Source organism: Rhizobium centroccidentale, from assembly GCF_030182565.1.
In the GTDB taxonomy this organism is placed as follows: Bacteria; Pseudomonadota; Alphaproteobacteria; order Rhizobiales; family Rhizobiaceae; genus Rhizobium.
In genome coordinates, this window is the sequence record NZ_JAQJCG010000004.1 from 310,966 (window position 1) to 325,453 (window position 14,488).

General features: G+C 55.6%; 17 protein-coding genes. 7 read left to right on the forward strand and 10 right to left on the reverse strand.

Annotated features, from left to right (window positions below):
- Nucleotides 1-46: 46 nt before the first annotated feature.
- Nucleotides 47-778 carry an endonuclease/exonuclease/phosphatase family protein gene (locus tag PH562_RS08235; protein WP_285172593.1) on the reverse strand — a complete coding sequence of 244 codons (732 nt, stop codon included), beginning with the start codon at nucleotides 776-778 and terminating at the stop codon, nucleotides 47-49.
- 64 nt (nucleotides 779-842) lie between these two features.
- On the opposite strand from PH562_RS08235, the gene PH562_RS08240 reads away from it, so the two are divergent.
- Nucleotides 843-1,799 (forward strand): lysylphosphatidylglycerol synthase domain-containing protein, encoded by a 957-nt coding sequence (locus tag PH562_RS08240; RefSeq protein WP_285172647.1) that lies wholly within the window; start codon nucleotides 843-845, stop codon nucleotides 1,797-1,799.
- Here PH562_RS08240 and PH562_RS08245 read toward each other — a convergent pair.
- Both PH562_RS08245 and PH562_RS08250 read right to left on the reverse strand, forming a co-directional pair.
- Complete coding sequence (locus PH562_RS08245; RefSeq protein WP_285172594.1) at nucleotides 1,752-3,170, reverse strand: phospholipase D-like domain-containing protein; 1,419 nt, start codon at nucleotides 3,168-3,170, stop codon at nucleotides 1,752-1,754. The genes PH562_RS08240 and PH562_RS08245 overlap by 48 nt on opposite strands.
- A 163-nt stretch (nucleotides 3,171-3,333) precedes the next feature.
- On the reverse strand, nucleotides 3,334-3,543 hold the full coding sequence (locus tag PH562_RS08250; protein WP_285172595.1) for a hypothetical protein: 210 nt from the start codon (nucleotides 3,541-3,543) through the stop codon (nucleotides 3,334-3,336).
- 221 nt (nucleotides 3,544-3,764) lie between these two features.
- Here PH562_RS08250 and PH562_RS08255 point away from each other — a divergent pair, with 221 nt between their 5' ends.
- The 4 genes from PH562_RS08255 to PH562_RS08270 all read left to right on the forward strand — a co-directional run bounded on the left by PH562_RS08255 (nucleotide 3,765) and on the right by PH562_RS08270 (nucleotide 6,046).
- Entirely contained in the window at nucleotides 3,765-3,953 is a 189-nt protein-coding gene (locus PH562_RS08255) for a hypothetical protein (protein WP_285172596.1), read from the forward strand.
- Between the two features lie 86 nt (nucleotides 3,954-4,039).
- On the forward strand, nucleotides 4,040-4,567 hold the full coding sequence (locus PH562_RS08260; protein WP_285172597.1) for a DUF4142 domain-containing protein: 528 nt from the start codon (nucleotides 4,040-4,042) through the stop codon (nucleotides 4,565-4,567).
- Between the two features lie 133 nt (nucleotides 4,568-4,700).
- Nucleotides 4,701-5,582, forward strand: coding sequence for an MBL fold metallo-hydrolase (locus tag PH562_RS08265; RefSeq protein WP_285172598.1), 882 nt, complete (start codon nucleotides 4,701-4,703; stop codon nucleotides 5,580-5,582).
- Between the two features lie 230 nt (nucleotides 5,583-5,812).
- Entirely contained in the window at nucleotides 5,813-6,046 is a 234-nt protein-coding gene (locus PH562_RS08270) for a hypothetical protein (RefSeq protein WP_285172599.1), read from the forward strand.
- An 84-nt stretch (nucleotides 6,047-6,130) separates the two neighbouring features.
- Here PH562_RS08270 and PH562_RS08275 read toward each other — a convergent pair whose 3' ends face one another.
- The 7 genes from PH562_RS08275 to PH562_RS08305 form a co-directional block, all read right to left on the reverse strand.
- Nucleotides 6,131-7,417, reverse strand: coding sequence for an NRAMP family divalent metal transporter (locus tag PH562_RS08275; protein WP_285172600.1), 1,287 nt, complete (start codon nucleotides 7,415-7,417; stop codon nucleotides 6,131-6,133).
- A gap of 211 nt (nucleotides 7,418-7,628) precedes the next feature.
- Nucleotides 7,629-8,132 (reverse strand): hypothetical protein, encoded by a 504-nt coding sequence (locus PH562_RS08280; RefSeq protein ID WP_285172601.1) that lies wholly within the window; start codon nucleotides 8,130-8,132, stop codon nucleotides 7,629-7,631.
- 44 nt (nucleotides 8,133-8,176) lie between these two features.
- The gene (gene cyoD / locus PH562_RS08285; protein WP_285172602.1) at nucleotides 8,177-8,590 is read right to left on the reverse strand and encodes a cytochrome o ubiquinol oxidase subunit IV; all 414 of its coding nucleotides are present in this window, start codon (nucleotides 8,588-8,590) and stop codon (nucleotides 8,177-8,179) included.
- Entirely contained in the window at nucleotides 8,590-9,282 is a 693-nt protein-coding gene (locus tag PH562_RS08290; RefSeq protein ID WP_285172603.1) for a cytochrome c oxidase subunit 3, read from the reverse strand. Before PH562_RS08290 ends, cyoD begins: the two co-directional genes overlap by 1 nt.
- Nucleotides 9,279-11,291 (reverse strand): cbb3-type cytochrome c oxidase subunit I, encoded by a 2,013-nt coding sequence (locus tag PH562_RS08295; RefSeq protein ID WP_285172604.1) that lies wholly within the window; start codon nucleotides 11,289-11,291, stop codon nucleotides 9,279-9,281. Before PH562_RS08295 ends, PH562_RS08290 begins: the two co-directional genes overlap by 4 nt.
- A 2-nt stretch (nucleotides 11,292-11,293) precedes the next feature.
- Nucleotides 11,294-12,223 (reverse strand): ubiquinol oxidase subunit II, encoded by a 930-nt coding sequence (gene cyoA / locus PH562_RS08300; protein ID WP_285172605.1) that lies wholly within the window; start codon nucleotides 12,221-12,223, stop codon nucleotides 11,294-11,296.
- Between the two features lie 134 nt (nucleotides 12,224-12,357).
- Nucleotides 12,358-12,813, reverse strand: a complete 456-nt coding sequence (locus PH562_RS08305; RefSeq protein ID WP_285172606.1) for a hypothetical protein — start codon at nucleotides 12,811-12,813, stop codon at nucleotides 12,358-12,360.
- A gap of 290 nt (nucleotides 12,814-13,103) precedes the next feature.
- Between PH562_RS08305 and PH562_RS08310 the strand changes: the two genes are divergently transcribed.
- Together PH562_RS08310 and PH562_RS08315 are read left to right on the forward strand one after the other, a co-directional pair.
- Complete coding sequence (locus tag PH562_RS08310; protein ID WP_285172607.1) at nucleotides 13,104-13,694, forward strand: NUDIX hydrolase; 591 nt, start codon at nucleotides 13,104-13,106, stop codon at nucleotides 13,692-13,694.
- 277 nt (nucleotides 13,695-13,971) lie between these two features.
- Nucleotides 13,972-14,484 (forward strand): ferritin-like domain-containing protein, encoded by a 513-nt coding sequence (locus PH562_RS08315; protein WP_285172608.1) that lies wholly within the window; start codon nucleotides 13,972-13,974, stop codon nucleotides 14,482-14,484.
- Nucleotides 14,485-14,488: the final 4 nt, after the last annotated feature.

The window sequence follows — 14,488 nt, forward strand, 5'->3', positions numbered from 1 at the left end:
TGCCGAGCTTGTTCCGGCGAGATGATTCGGTCAGCAGGCGTAATCGTTAGCCCGCGAGGATCAGATCGGCGATGAGCGGAAGATGATCGGAAGCAACCTTCGTCAGCTTGTTTTGCAGGACGACAGAATCCACGACACGAATATCCTCACTGACAAATATATGATCAAGGCGCATTAGAGGGTATCTGGAGGGAAAGGTCGGACGCGCCGGGCCTTTTCTCTGAAGCTGGACATCTTTCAGGAGCCGGCCGATCAGCCGATACGTGGCGGATGCGGCAACGGCGTTCAAATCGCCGCACAGGATCGTCGCCCCTGGCTTCACGGAAGCATGCAGCCATGCGGGACCCAGCAACGTCGTCATTTGCTGAATACGATCTCGCCCACGAAGACCGAGGTGTGTATTGACGACGTTCAATATGACATCGCCGATGACAATCTCGACTGCAAGAGCGCCGCGAGGCTCACCTCTCGAGGACAACGGACCAGCCTTGACCGCCCTTGTCGGCCAGTTGGTTATGATTGCATCTCCATATTGCTCCTCGGCGAATGTCAGGGTCGGATTGAAATGAGCTTCCATCTTCAAAAGCGACGCGATCATGCTTGCCTGGTCGATACGCCCTGTCCGCAAACGACAGACGTCGATTTCCTGCAGCGCCACGATATCAGCCTGTGTTTGAGCAATGACGGATGCGATCCGAGCCGGATCCACCTTGCGATCGGTGCCAATGCAGCTGTGCACATTGTAGGTGAGTATTCTGATTCGCTTCTCGTTGGTCATATGTGGGGAACACCGAAGCCGCCCAGTCGTTCCGCCGATAGCCGGTTCGAACAAAGGTAGACCGATGACCCGGAAAGGCTTGATATGGAATGCGGCAATGCTTGGTGCGCTTTGCCTGGCACTCTTTCTTCTTTATCGGATCCTTTCGCACTACAGCCTGGAGGAGATTGAAGCATCGCTGCGCAAACTCCCCCTCCCGTACCTTGCGGCAGCGATCCTCTTCGCGGCGGCTTCCTATATCAGCCTGACCGGCTTCGATTATCTGGCCATTCTGTCGCTTCGAAAGTCCTTGCCATATCCAAAAATTGCGTTGGCATCCCTTATCAGCCTGTCGATGGGCCACAATATGGGATTTGCAGGGCTCAGCAGCGGTGCATTTCGTTATCGCTATTATGCTCGCTGGGGCTTTAGCATGGAAGATGTCGCGAAGATCATTCTATTTTCCGGTGTGACGGTCGCCCTTGGCTTGGTAACCATCGGCGGTATCGCCTTGCTTGTCGCTTCGGAAGATATCGTTACGCTGCTCCATGCCGATCCTCCAACTCTGCGGATACTGGGTGGCGCTCTTCTTTGCGTTGCTGTGATCTATGCTATTCTGGCTAAATACCTGCGAGGGCGGCTGACCTTATGGCACTGGTCATTTGAATTGCCTCAAGCCGGGATAGCTCTGGCACAAATTGCGATTGGCACGGTGAATTTTGCCTTCGTCTCGGCATGCCTTTACGCATTGTTTTCTGCTTATGCCGAGGTATCCTATTTTCGCACCATCACCGCATTCGTGCTTGCCAACACTCTCGTCCTGACCACGCACGTTCCCGGAGGTCTCGGTATTCTGGAGACAACCCTGGCATATGCTGTTCCGAGTGCCGCCTCGATCGGAGCCTTGATCGCATTTCGCTTGATCTACTATCTCATTCCGCTTCTGTTCGGCGGCATCACGATGATGATTACCGAACTGATCTTCAGCCGGCAATCAGCCAAACCGGAGCATGCGGCGCAATCGACCCGCGACACGACGTAGGGGTAATGGCGGCCAGGGCCGTGCGGGATCGAACAGTGCCGTCCCTAAAACAGGTGTGGTCTTTCGGCTTTTCGAGTGAAGCGGTCTCAGGCCCCTTGCCCCAAGATCGAGCGCCTCGATCGCACGGATAAGAGAGCCGTTTTGCTCAAAAACCTGATCGAGCATTTTGGAAGAACAGCCGAGAAATTCCGAAAGAAGGCTGTGACGCAGACTGCGGATGACCCTCCTATGTTCGGCGCTTTGCGCCTCAAACAGAATGTCGCACTCCGTATCCAAATTCTCCGAACGATGGTTGAGGTTCGACGAGCCAATTCGTACTAAGTCGTCGTCTGCGATCAACAATTTTGAATGAATAAAAAGAGGTATCTGGTGCGTCCCATCCGGAATGACCGGATAGAAAACGCGCAAACGGTCGAACTCGTCGGCGTGTTTAAGTTTCGCAATGATCCTATCCCTATTCCTATCCATGATCATCTTTTCGATCAGACCATGCGAACAGGACGCACAGACGATCACGATCTCAGGCCCCTCCTTCTCCTTCAAACGCGCAGCCAATGTTTCGGCAATATTGAAGGAGGCCAGATATTGCGTTTCGATATAGAGATGACGCCTCGCTGCATCGATCATCCGTTTGGCTAGGACGCTTCCGAGATTCTCGCGCCGCCGCGATGCTCTCGTGGGATTCGAGACGGCAAGCCTGATTGGTATGTTGGAAAGAGAAAGAGATTCTTCGCATTGCAATTCATGCTCGCAAGTACATGCCAAGGGTTCATGCCGCTCGCCAGTTGCCGCCGCCCACCGCTGTCTGGCAATCTCAGAGACGATCCTCGCTGCCTGCCCACTTACCATGACCTGCAGGTCGTGCACCGCTTCGTAGGGCAGGCCCTCCGAATCTCGTCTGCGCTGATCTCCGACCCGATGGCCGCGTGTATCCCACCTGCGCGATGCCAGATCGATGCCGCCCAGGAACGCGACGCTGTCGTCAACGCAAACAAGCTTTTGATGATGACAGCCAAGCAAGACGGGCTGAACGGCAAAGCGTAACTGGATACGATTACTCTTCGGGAAGGTTTTTCGAAAAAATATTCTCAGGGACTTATCCGAATAGATTGGCCCAAGTGCCCAAACCAGAATGCGAATCTGCAAATCCGGGTTGGAATGGACTGCTCGTTCGAGGACGTCTCCCAGGGTTGCTTCCGATTTTTCCGGTTCCAGCGATATTTCCGGATTAAAGTTCCAGCCAATAATCCAGATCTCCCGTTTAGCCTCGTTTAGCGCCGCGGCAAGGCACGAAAAATAATTCTTGCCATTAATGAGAAAGCTCGCTTTCTCCGCAGTCCCTGACAACAATGGCTTGGCACTTTGCTGCATCGTGGTTGAAATCTGGAATTGTCGCGATTGATTCAGGTAATAATCGGCTTTTGCATCGACACTCCCCGTCGCTCATGGACCGGTACCGGGCGATCGCTATCTTGCCATATCCTCATCGATCACCCTTGGGCATCCCTGCGGACATGGCAGCCCGTTCGCTTCGTCACCGGCGATTGCTGACGTGATCGCGATATTGTTCTGTCTGAACGTTGCGGCTGTCGAGACCTCTTTGCCTCGAATGTTGCGCCTTGTCACGGTTGGACAGAACGGCATTTTCTCCGACCTTGCCCTCTTCAAGTGTGGTAGCGGCGCCTGACGCGTCACCTTTGCCTTTCGATCCGCGGGAGAACTGCTTTTTTCCTGCGTGAGCCATCATACATCTCCATCAATTTGCCGGCACAGTGCTTCACCTCGGCCATCCAATCAGGGTGCGCCGCAGCAAAGGCACCTTTGGAACATTCAACTTCTATTTCTGCCGATTGTTCCCTCTGGGCTGGGGAACCGGCATCGACACACGGTGCAGATTTATTGTTCCGGCCCGGGAACATTCCTCGCCTGCGGTAGTTGCGTTGCGACTATCTCGAAGGAGAAGAAATGCGGGATGATGACGAGAAAAATTCTGTCGAAACAGATCCGATTGTGTCTGCAAACGACAGTCCTCAACAGAAGAGTAAAAAACGGCGGGCGGGATACCTGATCGTGCTTGCGCTTTTGGTGATCGCGTTGCTGACACTCGCCGAATGGATACTGAACGGTACCATCATTTTTTCTAACGCGCGGTAGCTGCCGCGTACCTTCAAACAGCAGGAAACCAAGCCAAACGGAAGTTACTTGGATTCCATGAAAGCAGATATGAAAAGGAGACCGGCATGAAGCTCGCGATCGTCACTATTGCGGTAGCGCTGGCAGCGGCGCCAGCATACTCCCAATCAGCAGCAGAGAAGACAGGCGTTAACTCTCTCGTGGGGGCGGCGCCGAATACGCAAGACTTTGTCAATGAAGCCGCTAGCAGCGATATGTTTGAAATTGAATCGAGCAAGCTCGCCCTGCAGCGCGGCAATGATCAAACGAAAAAATTCGCTCAGCAAATGATTGATGACCACCAAAAGACAACGAATGAGCTGAAAGATCTCGTCAACAGTGGAAAGGTCAAGGCGACACTGCCGACCGAGATGAGTTCAAGCCAGAAGAAGATGCTGGGGCGGCTGCAGAAAATGCAGGGAAATGACTTTGTCAAACGCTACGACGCGGACCAGCGTTCGGCTCATGCGAATGCAGTTGATCTTTTCAAACGCTATGGAAACGGCGGCGAGGATGCGAGCCTGAAGACCTGGGCTGCCAATACGAGGCCGAAACTAGAGCAGCATCTGCAAATGGCCAAGGAACTTGCAAAGTAAAATGGCCACCGGGGATGAGTGGATGGCCATACCATCGCTGTATTTTCATCCGCTCATCCGATGCGACACACAATCGATCTGAAGTGATTGGGGGTTGCGCGAAGAGGATTTGGCTCGCAACGGAGTGCGGGATATGGATGACCAGCTGCATCTCAGCGATAGCGATGTCATCGAAGTCGAAAACGAGGATGGAACGAGAAAAGTCTGCGATGATGTGGCCTACTTGAAGCTCTCCATCGTCAATGTGATTTTTCTCGGCAGACCTGTGCCAGATAGTAGCTGGCTCCTCGTCGACACCGGTTTGCCGTCGTCACAGGATCGGATCTTGGCAGCAGCGGCGCGTCGCTTCGGTGCGACGTCCCGGCCCGCTGCCATCATCCTGACTCACGGACATATCGACCACGCAGGTTCTGTCGAACGCTTGGCCGCCTTTTGGGACGTTCCGGTCTACGCCCATCCGCTCGAGCATCCTTACCTGGATGGACGCGCGTCTTATCCGCCCGCCGATCCAGGGGTTGGCGGGGGAAGCTTTGCGCTCATGTCGCCCCTGCTGCCGCGTGGCCCCTCCAATCTCGAAAACCGGCTTCAAAACCTGCCTGCCGACGGCACCGTGCCTTTCGCTTCCGAATGGTCATGGCTGCATACGCCCGGCCACACACCGGGACATATCTCCCTTTGGCGCGAAGGAGATCGCACGCTCGTCGCCGGTGACGCCGTCATCACCACAGGCCAGGAATCCGTTTACGACGTAGTGACACAGGCTCCCAGGCTGCATGGTCCGCCTCGCTATCTGACAACCGACTGGCAGGCATCGGAACAATCAGCAAAGCAGATTGCCAGCCTCAAGCCGGAACGATTGATCAGCGGACATGGTCCGGCGCTGGGCGGGACTGGCTTGCGCGCAGGCCTCGATATGCTGGCGACGAATTTCTGGGATATTGCCGTGCCATCCGACGGCCGATATGTCGATCATCCGGCGAGAGCCGCCGACGGCACGGCCTATTGCCGGCCCTGATGCTTCCCACACTGCGAGACCGGCTGCGCTTTCGCTTGCTCCACCTTTGCAAGATCCTGCAAGAACCAAAGAGCAGGTCATAAGCCCGGTCGTTCTACAGACACCCTCTACAAACTGCTGCGCTGGAACAACGATGGTATCCGGAAGTTTGAGAATGGATCGGCGAGGGCCACTGGGGATATCACCACGGGATCGCCGGAGAAAGCGCATGAGTGACAGGAGTTTCGACAATGAACGTGATCCAGCTTCCGCAGGTCCATCGAAGTGATCGCCACCCTGAACCCGAGTTCTGCACAAGCGATCGTAACGGGCGTACCATGTTCCGTTTCCTGGCCGATTACCAAATCGATGGGCGGACGTTCGGCATCAGTTTCTGGGCCTATGATCTGGCAGACGCGGAGCGCCGCGTTGCATCCATGCGCGCCAATCTGAGCCTCCAAGGTCAGATCTTCTGCCGGATGTGAGGAGCTTAATCTTCCACCAGCAGGCCGATGTCCCTTCCATCCAGCCGCTAAATTCGGCCTGGCGAAACCGAACCGTCTCCCATCCTATATGACCCACGTCACTACCAGCCCGGCGCTGGCCGAGAAAATGGCCAGGACTGTCAACCAGCCGGCGACATTCATAAGACGTGAATTTACATGCTCACCCATGATTGCCTTGTTGTTCGTCATCAACAGCAGCAATAGCAAAAGGGGCGGAGTAGAAAACCCCTGGACTACGCCGGACCATACCAGAGCCTTCATCGGATTTACGCCAAAGAAGTTCATCACGACCGCAATCAGCGTTACCGCTAGGATAATGATGTAAAATCCCGGCGCCTCTCGGGCGCTGGCGTTCAGACTGCCCTTGATGCCGATTGACTGGGCGAGGTCATAGGCTGCTCCCGTCGTCATGACAGGAACCGCCAGAAATCCGACCGATATGATTCCTGCGGCAAACAAATATCCAGCTGCATGCCCGGCGATTGGCTTTAAGGCTTCTGCCGCCTGAGCCGCAGTTTGGATATCCGTATGCCCCTGAACGTGCAGCGTCGAGCCGGTCGCCAGAATGATGAAGTACATGACCAGGTTGGAAAACGTCATGCCGACAAGGATTTCCTTGCGGGAGCGGGCCAGTTTCGAGCTGCTGACGCCTCGTCTGGCTTGCACCGAAGTCTTGCCCTCGGCGATTTTTTCCTCGACCTCTTCATTGGATTGCCAGGTGTAGAGATAGGCCGACAGCGTGGTACCGATGATCGCCACGATGATCGAAAGAAATTCCTCGTTGAATTCGATGGATGGAATGAGCGAGCCCTTAAGAACGGCCATCCAGTCCGGTTTCGCCAATATAGCCGCGCCTGCATAGGCCAGCAGACTGAGGGCCAGCCAGCGGAAAATGCGGCGAATGAGGATATAGGAGCCCACCACCTGTAGACAGAGCAGAATGACCGCCATCATGGCAACGATAAGGGGAACGGAAAGCGGCACGAAAAGGTTGACGGCCGCCGCCATTCCGCCCAGATCGGCAGCGGCCTCGATCGTATTGCCGATAACGACTCCGGCCAACGCCAGATAAAGAAACCATCGGGGATAATTGTCGTGGATGACTTGAAACAGTCCACGTCCGGTTACCTGCCCGAGTTTCGACGAAAGGTACACGACCGTGAACATCATCGGCAGCGTAACGGGCGCCGTCCAGAGCATCCCGAGACCGAAGCGTGCGCCGGCGCTGGCATAAGTGCCGATTGCGGAGGGATCGTCGTCAGCCGCTCCAGAAATGAGACCGCGTCCGAGCAGGCTCACTCCTTCATGACGTTGCCTAGTCGGGGATCCATCGCTCTCCTGGTGCTTCATTGCGAGACTTTCCGGACACGCGCGGTCATGACCGGGGAGCGTCTAAGGGTTGTCAGTTCGCTATGAAACAATCGCATGAAAGATGTCATTTCCGCCTAAGCGGCGAAATCGGCGGAAGTTCCGTGCGACCGGCAAATACCTCTCGCCTATTTGATTTCGTGGAACTTTGCGGCTCTTTCGCAGTAAGGTTCGTTTCTAAAGAAAGGCTGCATCATGACAGGCAACGAAACAAAGTCCGGCGGTTCGAACACTCCTTCCAGGAAAACCATATCTGATAATCCTGCTCCGATCCGGCAATCGAGTGAGCAAGATGGTATGGCCCCGAATGTTCTTGAAAAGGATCTGGTGACGCCGATCGGCAAATCGGGTATGCGGATTTCGCCAAAAGATCGGAGTAAGTCACGCACAAAGGAATAAGACAGGATTTCGAATAGACCGGATGAAAATCTAGTAGGTTGTCGCAGCGGAAAGCCATACGAAACTGATCATATATCCAGCCGTCAGCGAAATGCAGATCGCAAATAGAAGAGCGAAGCACCTCGATGGCATATTGAAGCTCCTTCACCGCATTTCTGTGCTTTGCCGACATTGGAACGATACTGGCTATCGCCACAGCAGATAAGATGATCTCGAACTCCGCGGAGCCATCGATGTTCCAAAGTCTTGATTGCGGCGACCCATATAAGCCGCCGAACAGCACTACCAGGTGAGACACCAAGTATCTGTCTTCTTCCCCTTTTAGCCGCATAATCCAGATACTTATGGCTGCATATTCATCAATTGATCCATCGGCATCATGTTTTGCTTCAGATGATCCATGATCCAGATGGAACCGAGAACGATCAGCACGACGACCAATATGCCGAATGCCAGGGCGAGGACGTTGTTGGTGTTGTCAGGACCCGTGGTGATATGCAGAAAGAACACCAGATGCACGCCCATTTGCGCGATTGCGAGTACGATCAGCGCTACCGGAATTGCCGGCCCGTAGACGATGTCGGAAGTGGCCAGCAAGAAGGAAGCAGCCGTCAGGATGATCGAAAATCCCAGCCCCAAGTTTGCGTTCAGCACCCAGTGACCGCTTTCTTCCGGTGGCTCATCGCCGGGCGCGTGGTCATCCCGTAAATTTTGTCGGTTATCATATACGTCCGTGTCGGTGTCGAAGGTACTCATCAGTGAACTCCCATCAGATAGACGATCGTGAAAATGCCGATCCAGACGATATCGAGTGCATGCCAGAAGAGATTGAAGCAGATCAATCGATGAATGATCTCGCGGCGAAATCCTTTTATGAAAACCTGGGCCATCATCGTGGCCAGCCAGACGCCGCCGAGCGTGACGTGCAAGCCATGCAGCCCGACCAGCCCATAGAAGGAAGTGAGCATTGCACTGCGTTGCGGCGTGAAGCCGCGATTGGCGAGCTCGACGAATTCCCAGAGCTCGAGAAGAACGAATATCAATCCCAAGAGGCCGGTCAGAAGCAGGAAGATGAGCGTCCAAAGTTTGTTGCGCGCGTTCGTCGCCGCAAATGACAGCATGCAGGTATAGCTCGACAATAGCAGGGCCGCCGTCTCGAATCCCACGCGCTGCACATCGACGATATCGGCAATCGTCGGCCCGCCTGCCGTCGCTCCCCTTTGCACGGCGAATGCGGCAAAGAAACACGAGAAAATGATGATGTCGCTCAGCAGATAGATCCAGAAGCCGTAGCCGACAAGAATCCGCCTGTCGGCAGGACCGGTAGCGCCCTGACCAGTTCCCACCGCGGGCTCCCCCGAGCCGTGAGCACGGTGGCCCAGACGATGCGGGTCTTCACGAACGCGCCGTATGGTTTCGACGCTCGCCGGCAAGCCGGTATCAGTCATGGCAATGCTCCCTGTTCGGATATGCGCGCAAGCATCGCCTCGCGAGCGGAGCGCCGGGCGCGATCGACGCGCGCGACCTCGTCGGCCGAAACCTCGAATTCATGAACGTCGCGCCATGCGAAGACCACGAAGCCGATGAAGGCCGCCACGAGCGCCACGATGGCAAGCCACCAGATGTACCAGATCATCGCGAAACCGAAGACCGTGGCGAAAAAGGCCGTATAGATCCCAACCGGACTGTTCACCGGCATCTCGATCGGCTCGTAATCCGGTTCAGGAGAGAGTTGCTGTGATTCCACGGCGCGAAGTTTGATACCCCAATAGGCCTCCTCACCCTCGACATTCGGCATGACGGCGAAGTTGAAAAACGGCGGCGGCGACGGGGTTGCCCATTCAAGAGAACGACCATCCCACGGATCTCCGGTGACATCCCGCAGCTTTTCCCGTTCGCGAATGCTGACCACCAATTGAATGACCTGCGCGATGATACCCAGGATTAGAATGCCGACACCGGCGACGGAGACATAGAGCCAGGGCGCCCATTCAGGAACGTCGATGTGCTGCAGCCGCCGTGTCATCCCATCAAGTCCGAGAACGTAAAGAGGCGTGAACGTCACCCAAAACCCAACGAAAGCCAGCCAGAAGGCTGCTTTGCCCCAACCTGCATGGAGCCGGAAACCGAATGCTTTCGGAAACCAGAATTCCATGCCCGCGAAAACGCCGAACACGACACCGCCAATGATGACATTGTGAAAATGCGCCACCAGAAACATGGAATTATGCGTCAGGAAGTCCGCTGGTGGTATGGCGAGCAGGACGCCCGTCAACCCGCCTATGGTGAAAGTGAAGATGAAGCCCATCGACCACAGCATTGGCACTTCGAAACGAACTCTTCCGCCATACATCGTAAAGATCCAGTTGTAGATTTTCACGCCGGTGCCGACGGCAATGATACTGGAGGAGATGCCGAAGAAGGTGTTGACCGCAGCGCCGGCCCCCATCGTGAAGAAGTGGTGCAGCCAGACCAGCATCGAAACGATGCAAATAAACATCGTCGCCGCCACCATGGAGCGGTAGCCAAATAGCGGTTTCCCGGAAAAGGTCGAAAAGACTTCTGAAAAGATGCCGAAGGCGGGCAAGACGAGAATATAGACTTCCGGATGTCCCCATGCCCATATCAGGTTCACAAACATCATCGGATTTCCACCCGCCGTATTTGTGAAATAATGCCATCCGACATAGCGATCGAGCGTGAGCATGGCGAGCGTCGCCGTCAGGATCGGGAAGGCTGCCACGATCAGCAGGCAGGAAGCCAGCGCCGTCCAGCAAAAGACCGGCATTCTGAGATAGCTCATGCCCTGGCACCGCATCTTCAATATCGTCGTGACGATATTGATGCCGGTTATCAGGGTCCCGATGCCGGAAATCTGCACGGCCCAAAGATAGTAGTCGACGCCCACGCCTGGCGTGTAGCTCGTCTCGCTGAGGGGCGGATATGGCAGCCACCCGGTGCGGGCAAACTCGCCGATGAAGAGCGACACATTGACCAGAAGCGCGCCGCTCGCTGTCAGCCAGAACCCAACCGAGTTGAATGTCGGGAAGGCAACGTCGCGGACGCCGAGCTGCAGCGGCACGAGGAAATTCATGAATCCCAATACGAGCGGCATGGCGCCGAACAAAATCATGATCGTTCCGTGTGCAGTGAAGATCTGATTATAGTGTTCGGGCGGCAAATAACCGGGGGCATCGATCGCGACTGCCTGCTGGGTGCGCATCATGATGGCATCGGCAAAGCCGCGGATGAGCATGACGACACCGAGCAGGCAATACATGATGCCGATACGCTTGTGATCGACGCTCATGATCCACTCTCGCCACAAATAGGGCCACCATCCTCTTACGGTGACCAGAATCAAGACCGCAGCCGCGATAAGGATGACGGCAATGGATGTGATCAGCGGGATCGGCTGAGACAAGGGAATCGCCGAAAGACCGAGTTTTCCCAACATGTTCAATCCTTTCCGCCAGTGGAAGTCTCGCGACCCGCATGTTGTGGGGACTCGGCCTCTGGACCGGGACCTGGCGGAATCGTCTGTTGAACGATGGCATCGAAAAGCCCGGGATCCGCCAACCGATAGATCGCAGGCTGAACGCGCTCGCTCTGCCGTAAGAGCTTGCCATAGGCATCCCGATCAAGAGGAAGATCGGTCGCCTGTGCGCTCGTCATCCAGGTTTCAAACTCGGCATCCGAGACGCTTCTGACCTCGAACTGCATGTCCGAGAAACCGTCGCCGGAAAATTGGGCGGATATGCCCCGCAGGCGAGCGGATTCATCCGACTGGAGGTGCAGTTGCGAGATCATACCAGGCATGGCGTAGATCATCGATCCAAGCCGAGGCACGAAGAAGGCGTTGAAAACACTTGCAGACGTGATCGAAAAGTGTACCGGCGTGCCAGTCGGGATGACGACTTGATTGACGGTAGCGACCCCGTTTTGCGGATAGATGAAAAGCCATTTCCAGTCGAGAGACACGACCTGGACTTCGAGAGTCGGCTTGCTCGATGGCAGCGGCCTGAACGGGTCGAGCCTGTGCGACCCGATCCAGATCAGCCCTCCGATGAACATGATCGTCAGGATCGGAATCGACCAGACGACCGCTTCGATGCGTCCGGAATAGGACCAATACGGAAGATATTCCGCTCGGGAATTGGACGCGCGATAACGCCATGCCATCCAGAACGCCAGCAGGATGGTCGGAACCACGATGGCGAGCATGATCACGGTCGCGTTGATGAGAATTGCGGCATCACCGGCGCCCACGGGACCAACCGGGTTCAATACCGCTAGGGAACATGAGGAGAGGCCAAAACTCAACAGACCAAAAGCTGTGCTGCGCCATATGCGAACGGGCGCCGATTTTGGATTTTCCAAGCCGCGCATTCTGGATCGTCCTCTCCGTTGCGGCTTCCCGAACTTGCAACGTCAGGCATTGTTCCCATCCAAAATGTCGTCTTGCCGAGTTCAGCGTGCCACCGTTTTCGTAGCGCTGCGGTTCCTGGCTTCAGATCGAATGATCAGCTATCGACTTGCGTGGGAAGAATCGTGTCAACGGAAACCTCGCCCTCCAGCACGCCGCGTTTCAAGCCGGTTCGGCCGCGGGCGATCTCGATCACGGTATAAAGCTTATCATCGCGAAATGCGCTCGCATTGCTGGTCGTCACATCTTCGGCAGGGGCCGCATCGACCTCCATAAAATCAAGCTCATTGCCCGCCGCCACGATGCGCGCGTCGCCTGCGGTCCTGGCCGCTACGATAACCGTACCCTGATTGGGAGCGTTGTCCCAATGCGGATCGTCCAGAGCGGCGATGGGTTCCAAACGGTAGATATTCAGCGCCTCCTCGACATCGGTTGCCGAAGCAATGGTTGCCGCATCCCGAAGCTGGCTCTTGCTTTCGACCGATCGTCCGAAGGTTGTTCTACTGGTTGCATTGTTGATATCGTCGGTCCCTGTTCTCGAAACATTCGACATGACATTCCTCGTTGTTTTCTGCATCCTCGTCCTCCTAACTGTCATGCAATCGAATTGGTTCCCCCTTTCAGGCCCCCGCGCCGTGCATTAACTATTGCGCCCAGCAAGGAAGCCCGAAGGAATGCGATGTATGAGTTCACTCCCCCTGGGCGGCAAGACGTTTTCCCACTCATCTGGGGCACCTTTATCGCCAATGCGCGTTGAGCGATTGCAAACCTGGCTTCTGGCCGCGGGGTCGTCACATTTTTTGCCCACTCTCGGCCAAATGGCGCTAACGGAGGGAAACGACAATGGAATTGAAGCCGTGGACAATTCAATCATCGCGCCAGGTTCTGAAGGATCGCTGGATCGACGTAAGGGCCGATGATTGCGTAACCAGCGAAGGTCACTCGATTTCTCCTTATTATGTTCTTTCATACCCTGACTGGGTGCATGTCGTTGCAATCGGTGACGACAGCTCAGTCCTGTTGCTGGAACAGTACCGTCATGGGCTCGGTATCATATCGCTCGAAGTACCCGGTGGCGGAATAGATGCAGGCGAAACGCCTTTGGAAGCCGGAAAGCGTGAACTTCTTGAAGAGACCGGTTTCGAGGCTCGCCATTGGCATTATTGCGGACGCCTCGCGCCCAATCCGGCCATGCAAACAAACTACAGCCACATCGTCCTCGCCACCGGGCTCGAGGAATGCCAGGCGCCGCTGAATGATCCCTCAGAACGGGTCGTATTGCATCATATACCCCTGACGGAAACCATAAATGCGGCTCTCACAGGCAGAATCTGCCAAGCCATTCACACATCTGCCCTGCTGCTGGCGCTTGCGCACGGAAACCTCGTGAAGATCACCGCTGAGGCACATCCAAATGACATCCACGCTCGTTGATCACGACTAAGCAACCAGGTTCTTGAGGATGCCGCGGCGGCGCCCACGCCGTCTGTGTGCGCTTACGATCACGACCTGCACTTTTGTGCACTTTCAAGCGTCAAGGCCATAACCGGCGACGTCGAATTAGCCTTCCGGATACCCGAATTTAGTCCCGCGCGGCGATCCCGGTACCCGGTAAACCACACGCATGCCCGCCAATCTTCCGGCAGTCAGCCTTCCGCAGGAACAATGCCGGCATGTCTGTGTTCGGAGTTTCCAGCCAATGGAGGACATCATGGCAGACAACGAAATCCGTGACGTGTTTATCGTCGGCCTCAGAAATGCCCATGCGATGGAAAATCAGGCGCTCAGCATCATGAAGCCGCAGCTCTCGCGCATCGAACACTATCCTGAAGTCGCCGCGAAACTCGAACAGCATATTCGGGAAACCGAAGGCCAGATTACACGTCTCGAGGACGTGCTCGAGGGGCTGGACGAAGACCATTCGACCTTGAAGGATATGGCCTTGTCGTTCACCGGCACGATGGCGGCCATGGGCCATACCATGGCGGGTGACGAGATCCTAAAGAACTCCTTTGCCAATTTCGCTTTCGAAAACTTCGAAATCGCTGCCTACAGGTCCTTGTTGACTGTCGCCGATGCCGGCGGCTTTAGCGCCGCCACCACAGCTCTGCAGTCCAATCTCGCCGAAGAAGAGGCCATGGCAAACTGGCTTAACGACAATCTGGCCGCAGTCACCCAGAAATTCCTGCTCCTGCGGGAAGGTGGAGCAACCGCCAAGATTTGATGTA

Excerpts from the sequence above, each read along its gene's own strand:
- PH562_RS08235 (WP_285172593.1), bottom strand. The coding sequence starts at position 778 with ATGACCAACGAGAAGCGAATCAGAATACTCACCTACAATGTGCACAGC.
- PH562_RS08240 (WP_285172647.1), top strand. The coding sequence starts at position 843 with ATGACCCGGAAAGGCTTGATATGGAATGCGGCAATGCTTGGTGCGCTT.
- PH562_RS08245 (WP_285172594.1), bottom strand. The coding sequence starts at position 3,170 with ATGCAGCAAAGTGCCAAGCCATTGTTGTCAGGGACTGCGGAGAAAGCG.
- PH562_RS08250 (WP_285172595.1), bottom strand. The coding sequence starts at position 3,543 with ATGGCTCACGCAGGAAAAAAGCAGTTCTCCCGCGGATCGAAAGGCAAA.
- PH562_RS08255 (WP_285172596.1), top strand. The coding sequence starts at position 3,765 with ATGCGGGATGATGACGAGAAAAATTCTGTCGAAACAGATCCGATTGTG.
- PH562_RS08260 (WP_285172597.1), top strand. The coding sequence starts at position 4,040 with ATGAAGCTCGCGATCGTCACTATTGCGGTAGCGCTGGCAGCGGCGCCA.
- PH562_RS08265 (WP_285172598.1), top strand. The coding sequence starts at position 4,701 with ATGGATGACCAGCTGCATCTCAGCGATAGCGATGTCATCGAAGTCGAA.
- PH562_RS08270 (WP_285172599.1), top strand. The coding sequence starts at position 5,813 with ATGAACGTGATCCAGCTTCCGCAGGTCCATCGAAGTGATCGCCACCCT.
- PH562_RS08275 (WP_285172600.1), bottom strand. The coding sequence starts at position 7,417 with ATGAAGCACCAGGAGAGCGATGGATCCCCGACTAGGCAACGTCATGAA.
- cyoD (WP_285172602.1), bottom strand. The coding sequence starts at position 8,590 with ATGAGTACCTTCGACACCGACACGGACGTATATGATAACCGACAAAAT.
- PH562_RS08290 (WP_285172603.1), bottom strand. The coding sequence starts at position 9,282 with ATGACTGATACCGGCTTGCCGGCGAGCGTCGAAACCATACGGCGCGTT.
- PH562_RS08295 (WP_285172604.1), bottom strand. The coding sequence starts at position 11,291 with ATGTTGGGAAAACTCGGTCTTTCGGCGATTCCCTTGTCTCAGCCGATC.
- cyoA (WP_285172605.1), bottom strand. The coding sequence starts at position 12,223 with ATGCGCGGCTTGGAAAATCCAAAATCGGCGCCCGTTCGCATATGGCGC.
- PH562_RS08305 (WP_285172606.1), bottom strand. The coding sequence starts at position 12,813 with ATGTCGAATGTTTCGAGAACAGGGACCGACGATATCAACAATGCAACC.
- PH562_RS08310 (WP_285172607.1), top strand. The coding sequence starts at position 13,104 with ATGGAATTGAAGCCGTGGACAATTCAATCATCGCGCCAGGTTCTGAAG.
- PH562_RS08315 (WP_285172608.1), top strand. The coding sequence starts at position 13,972 with ATGGCAGACAACGAAATCCGTGACGTGTTTATCGTCGGCCTCAGAAAT.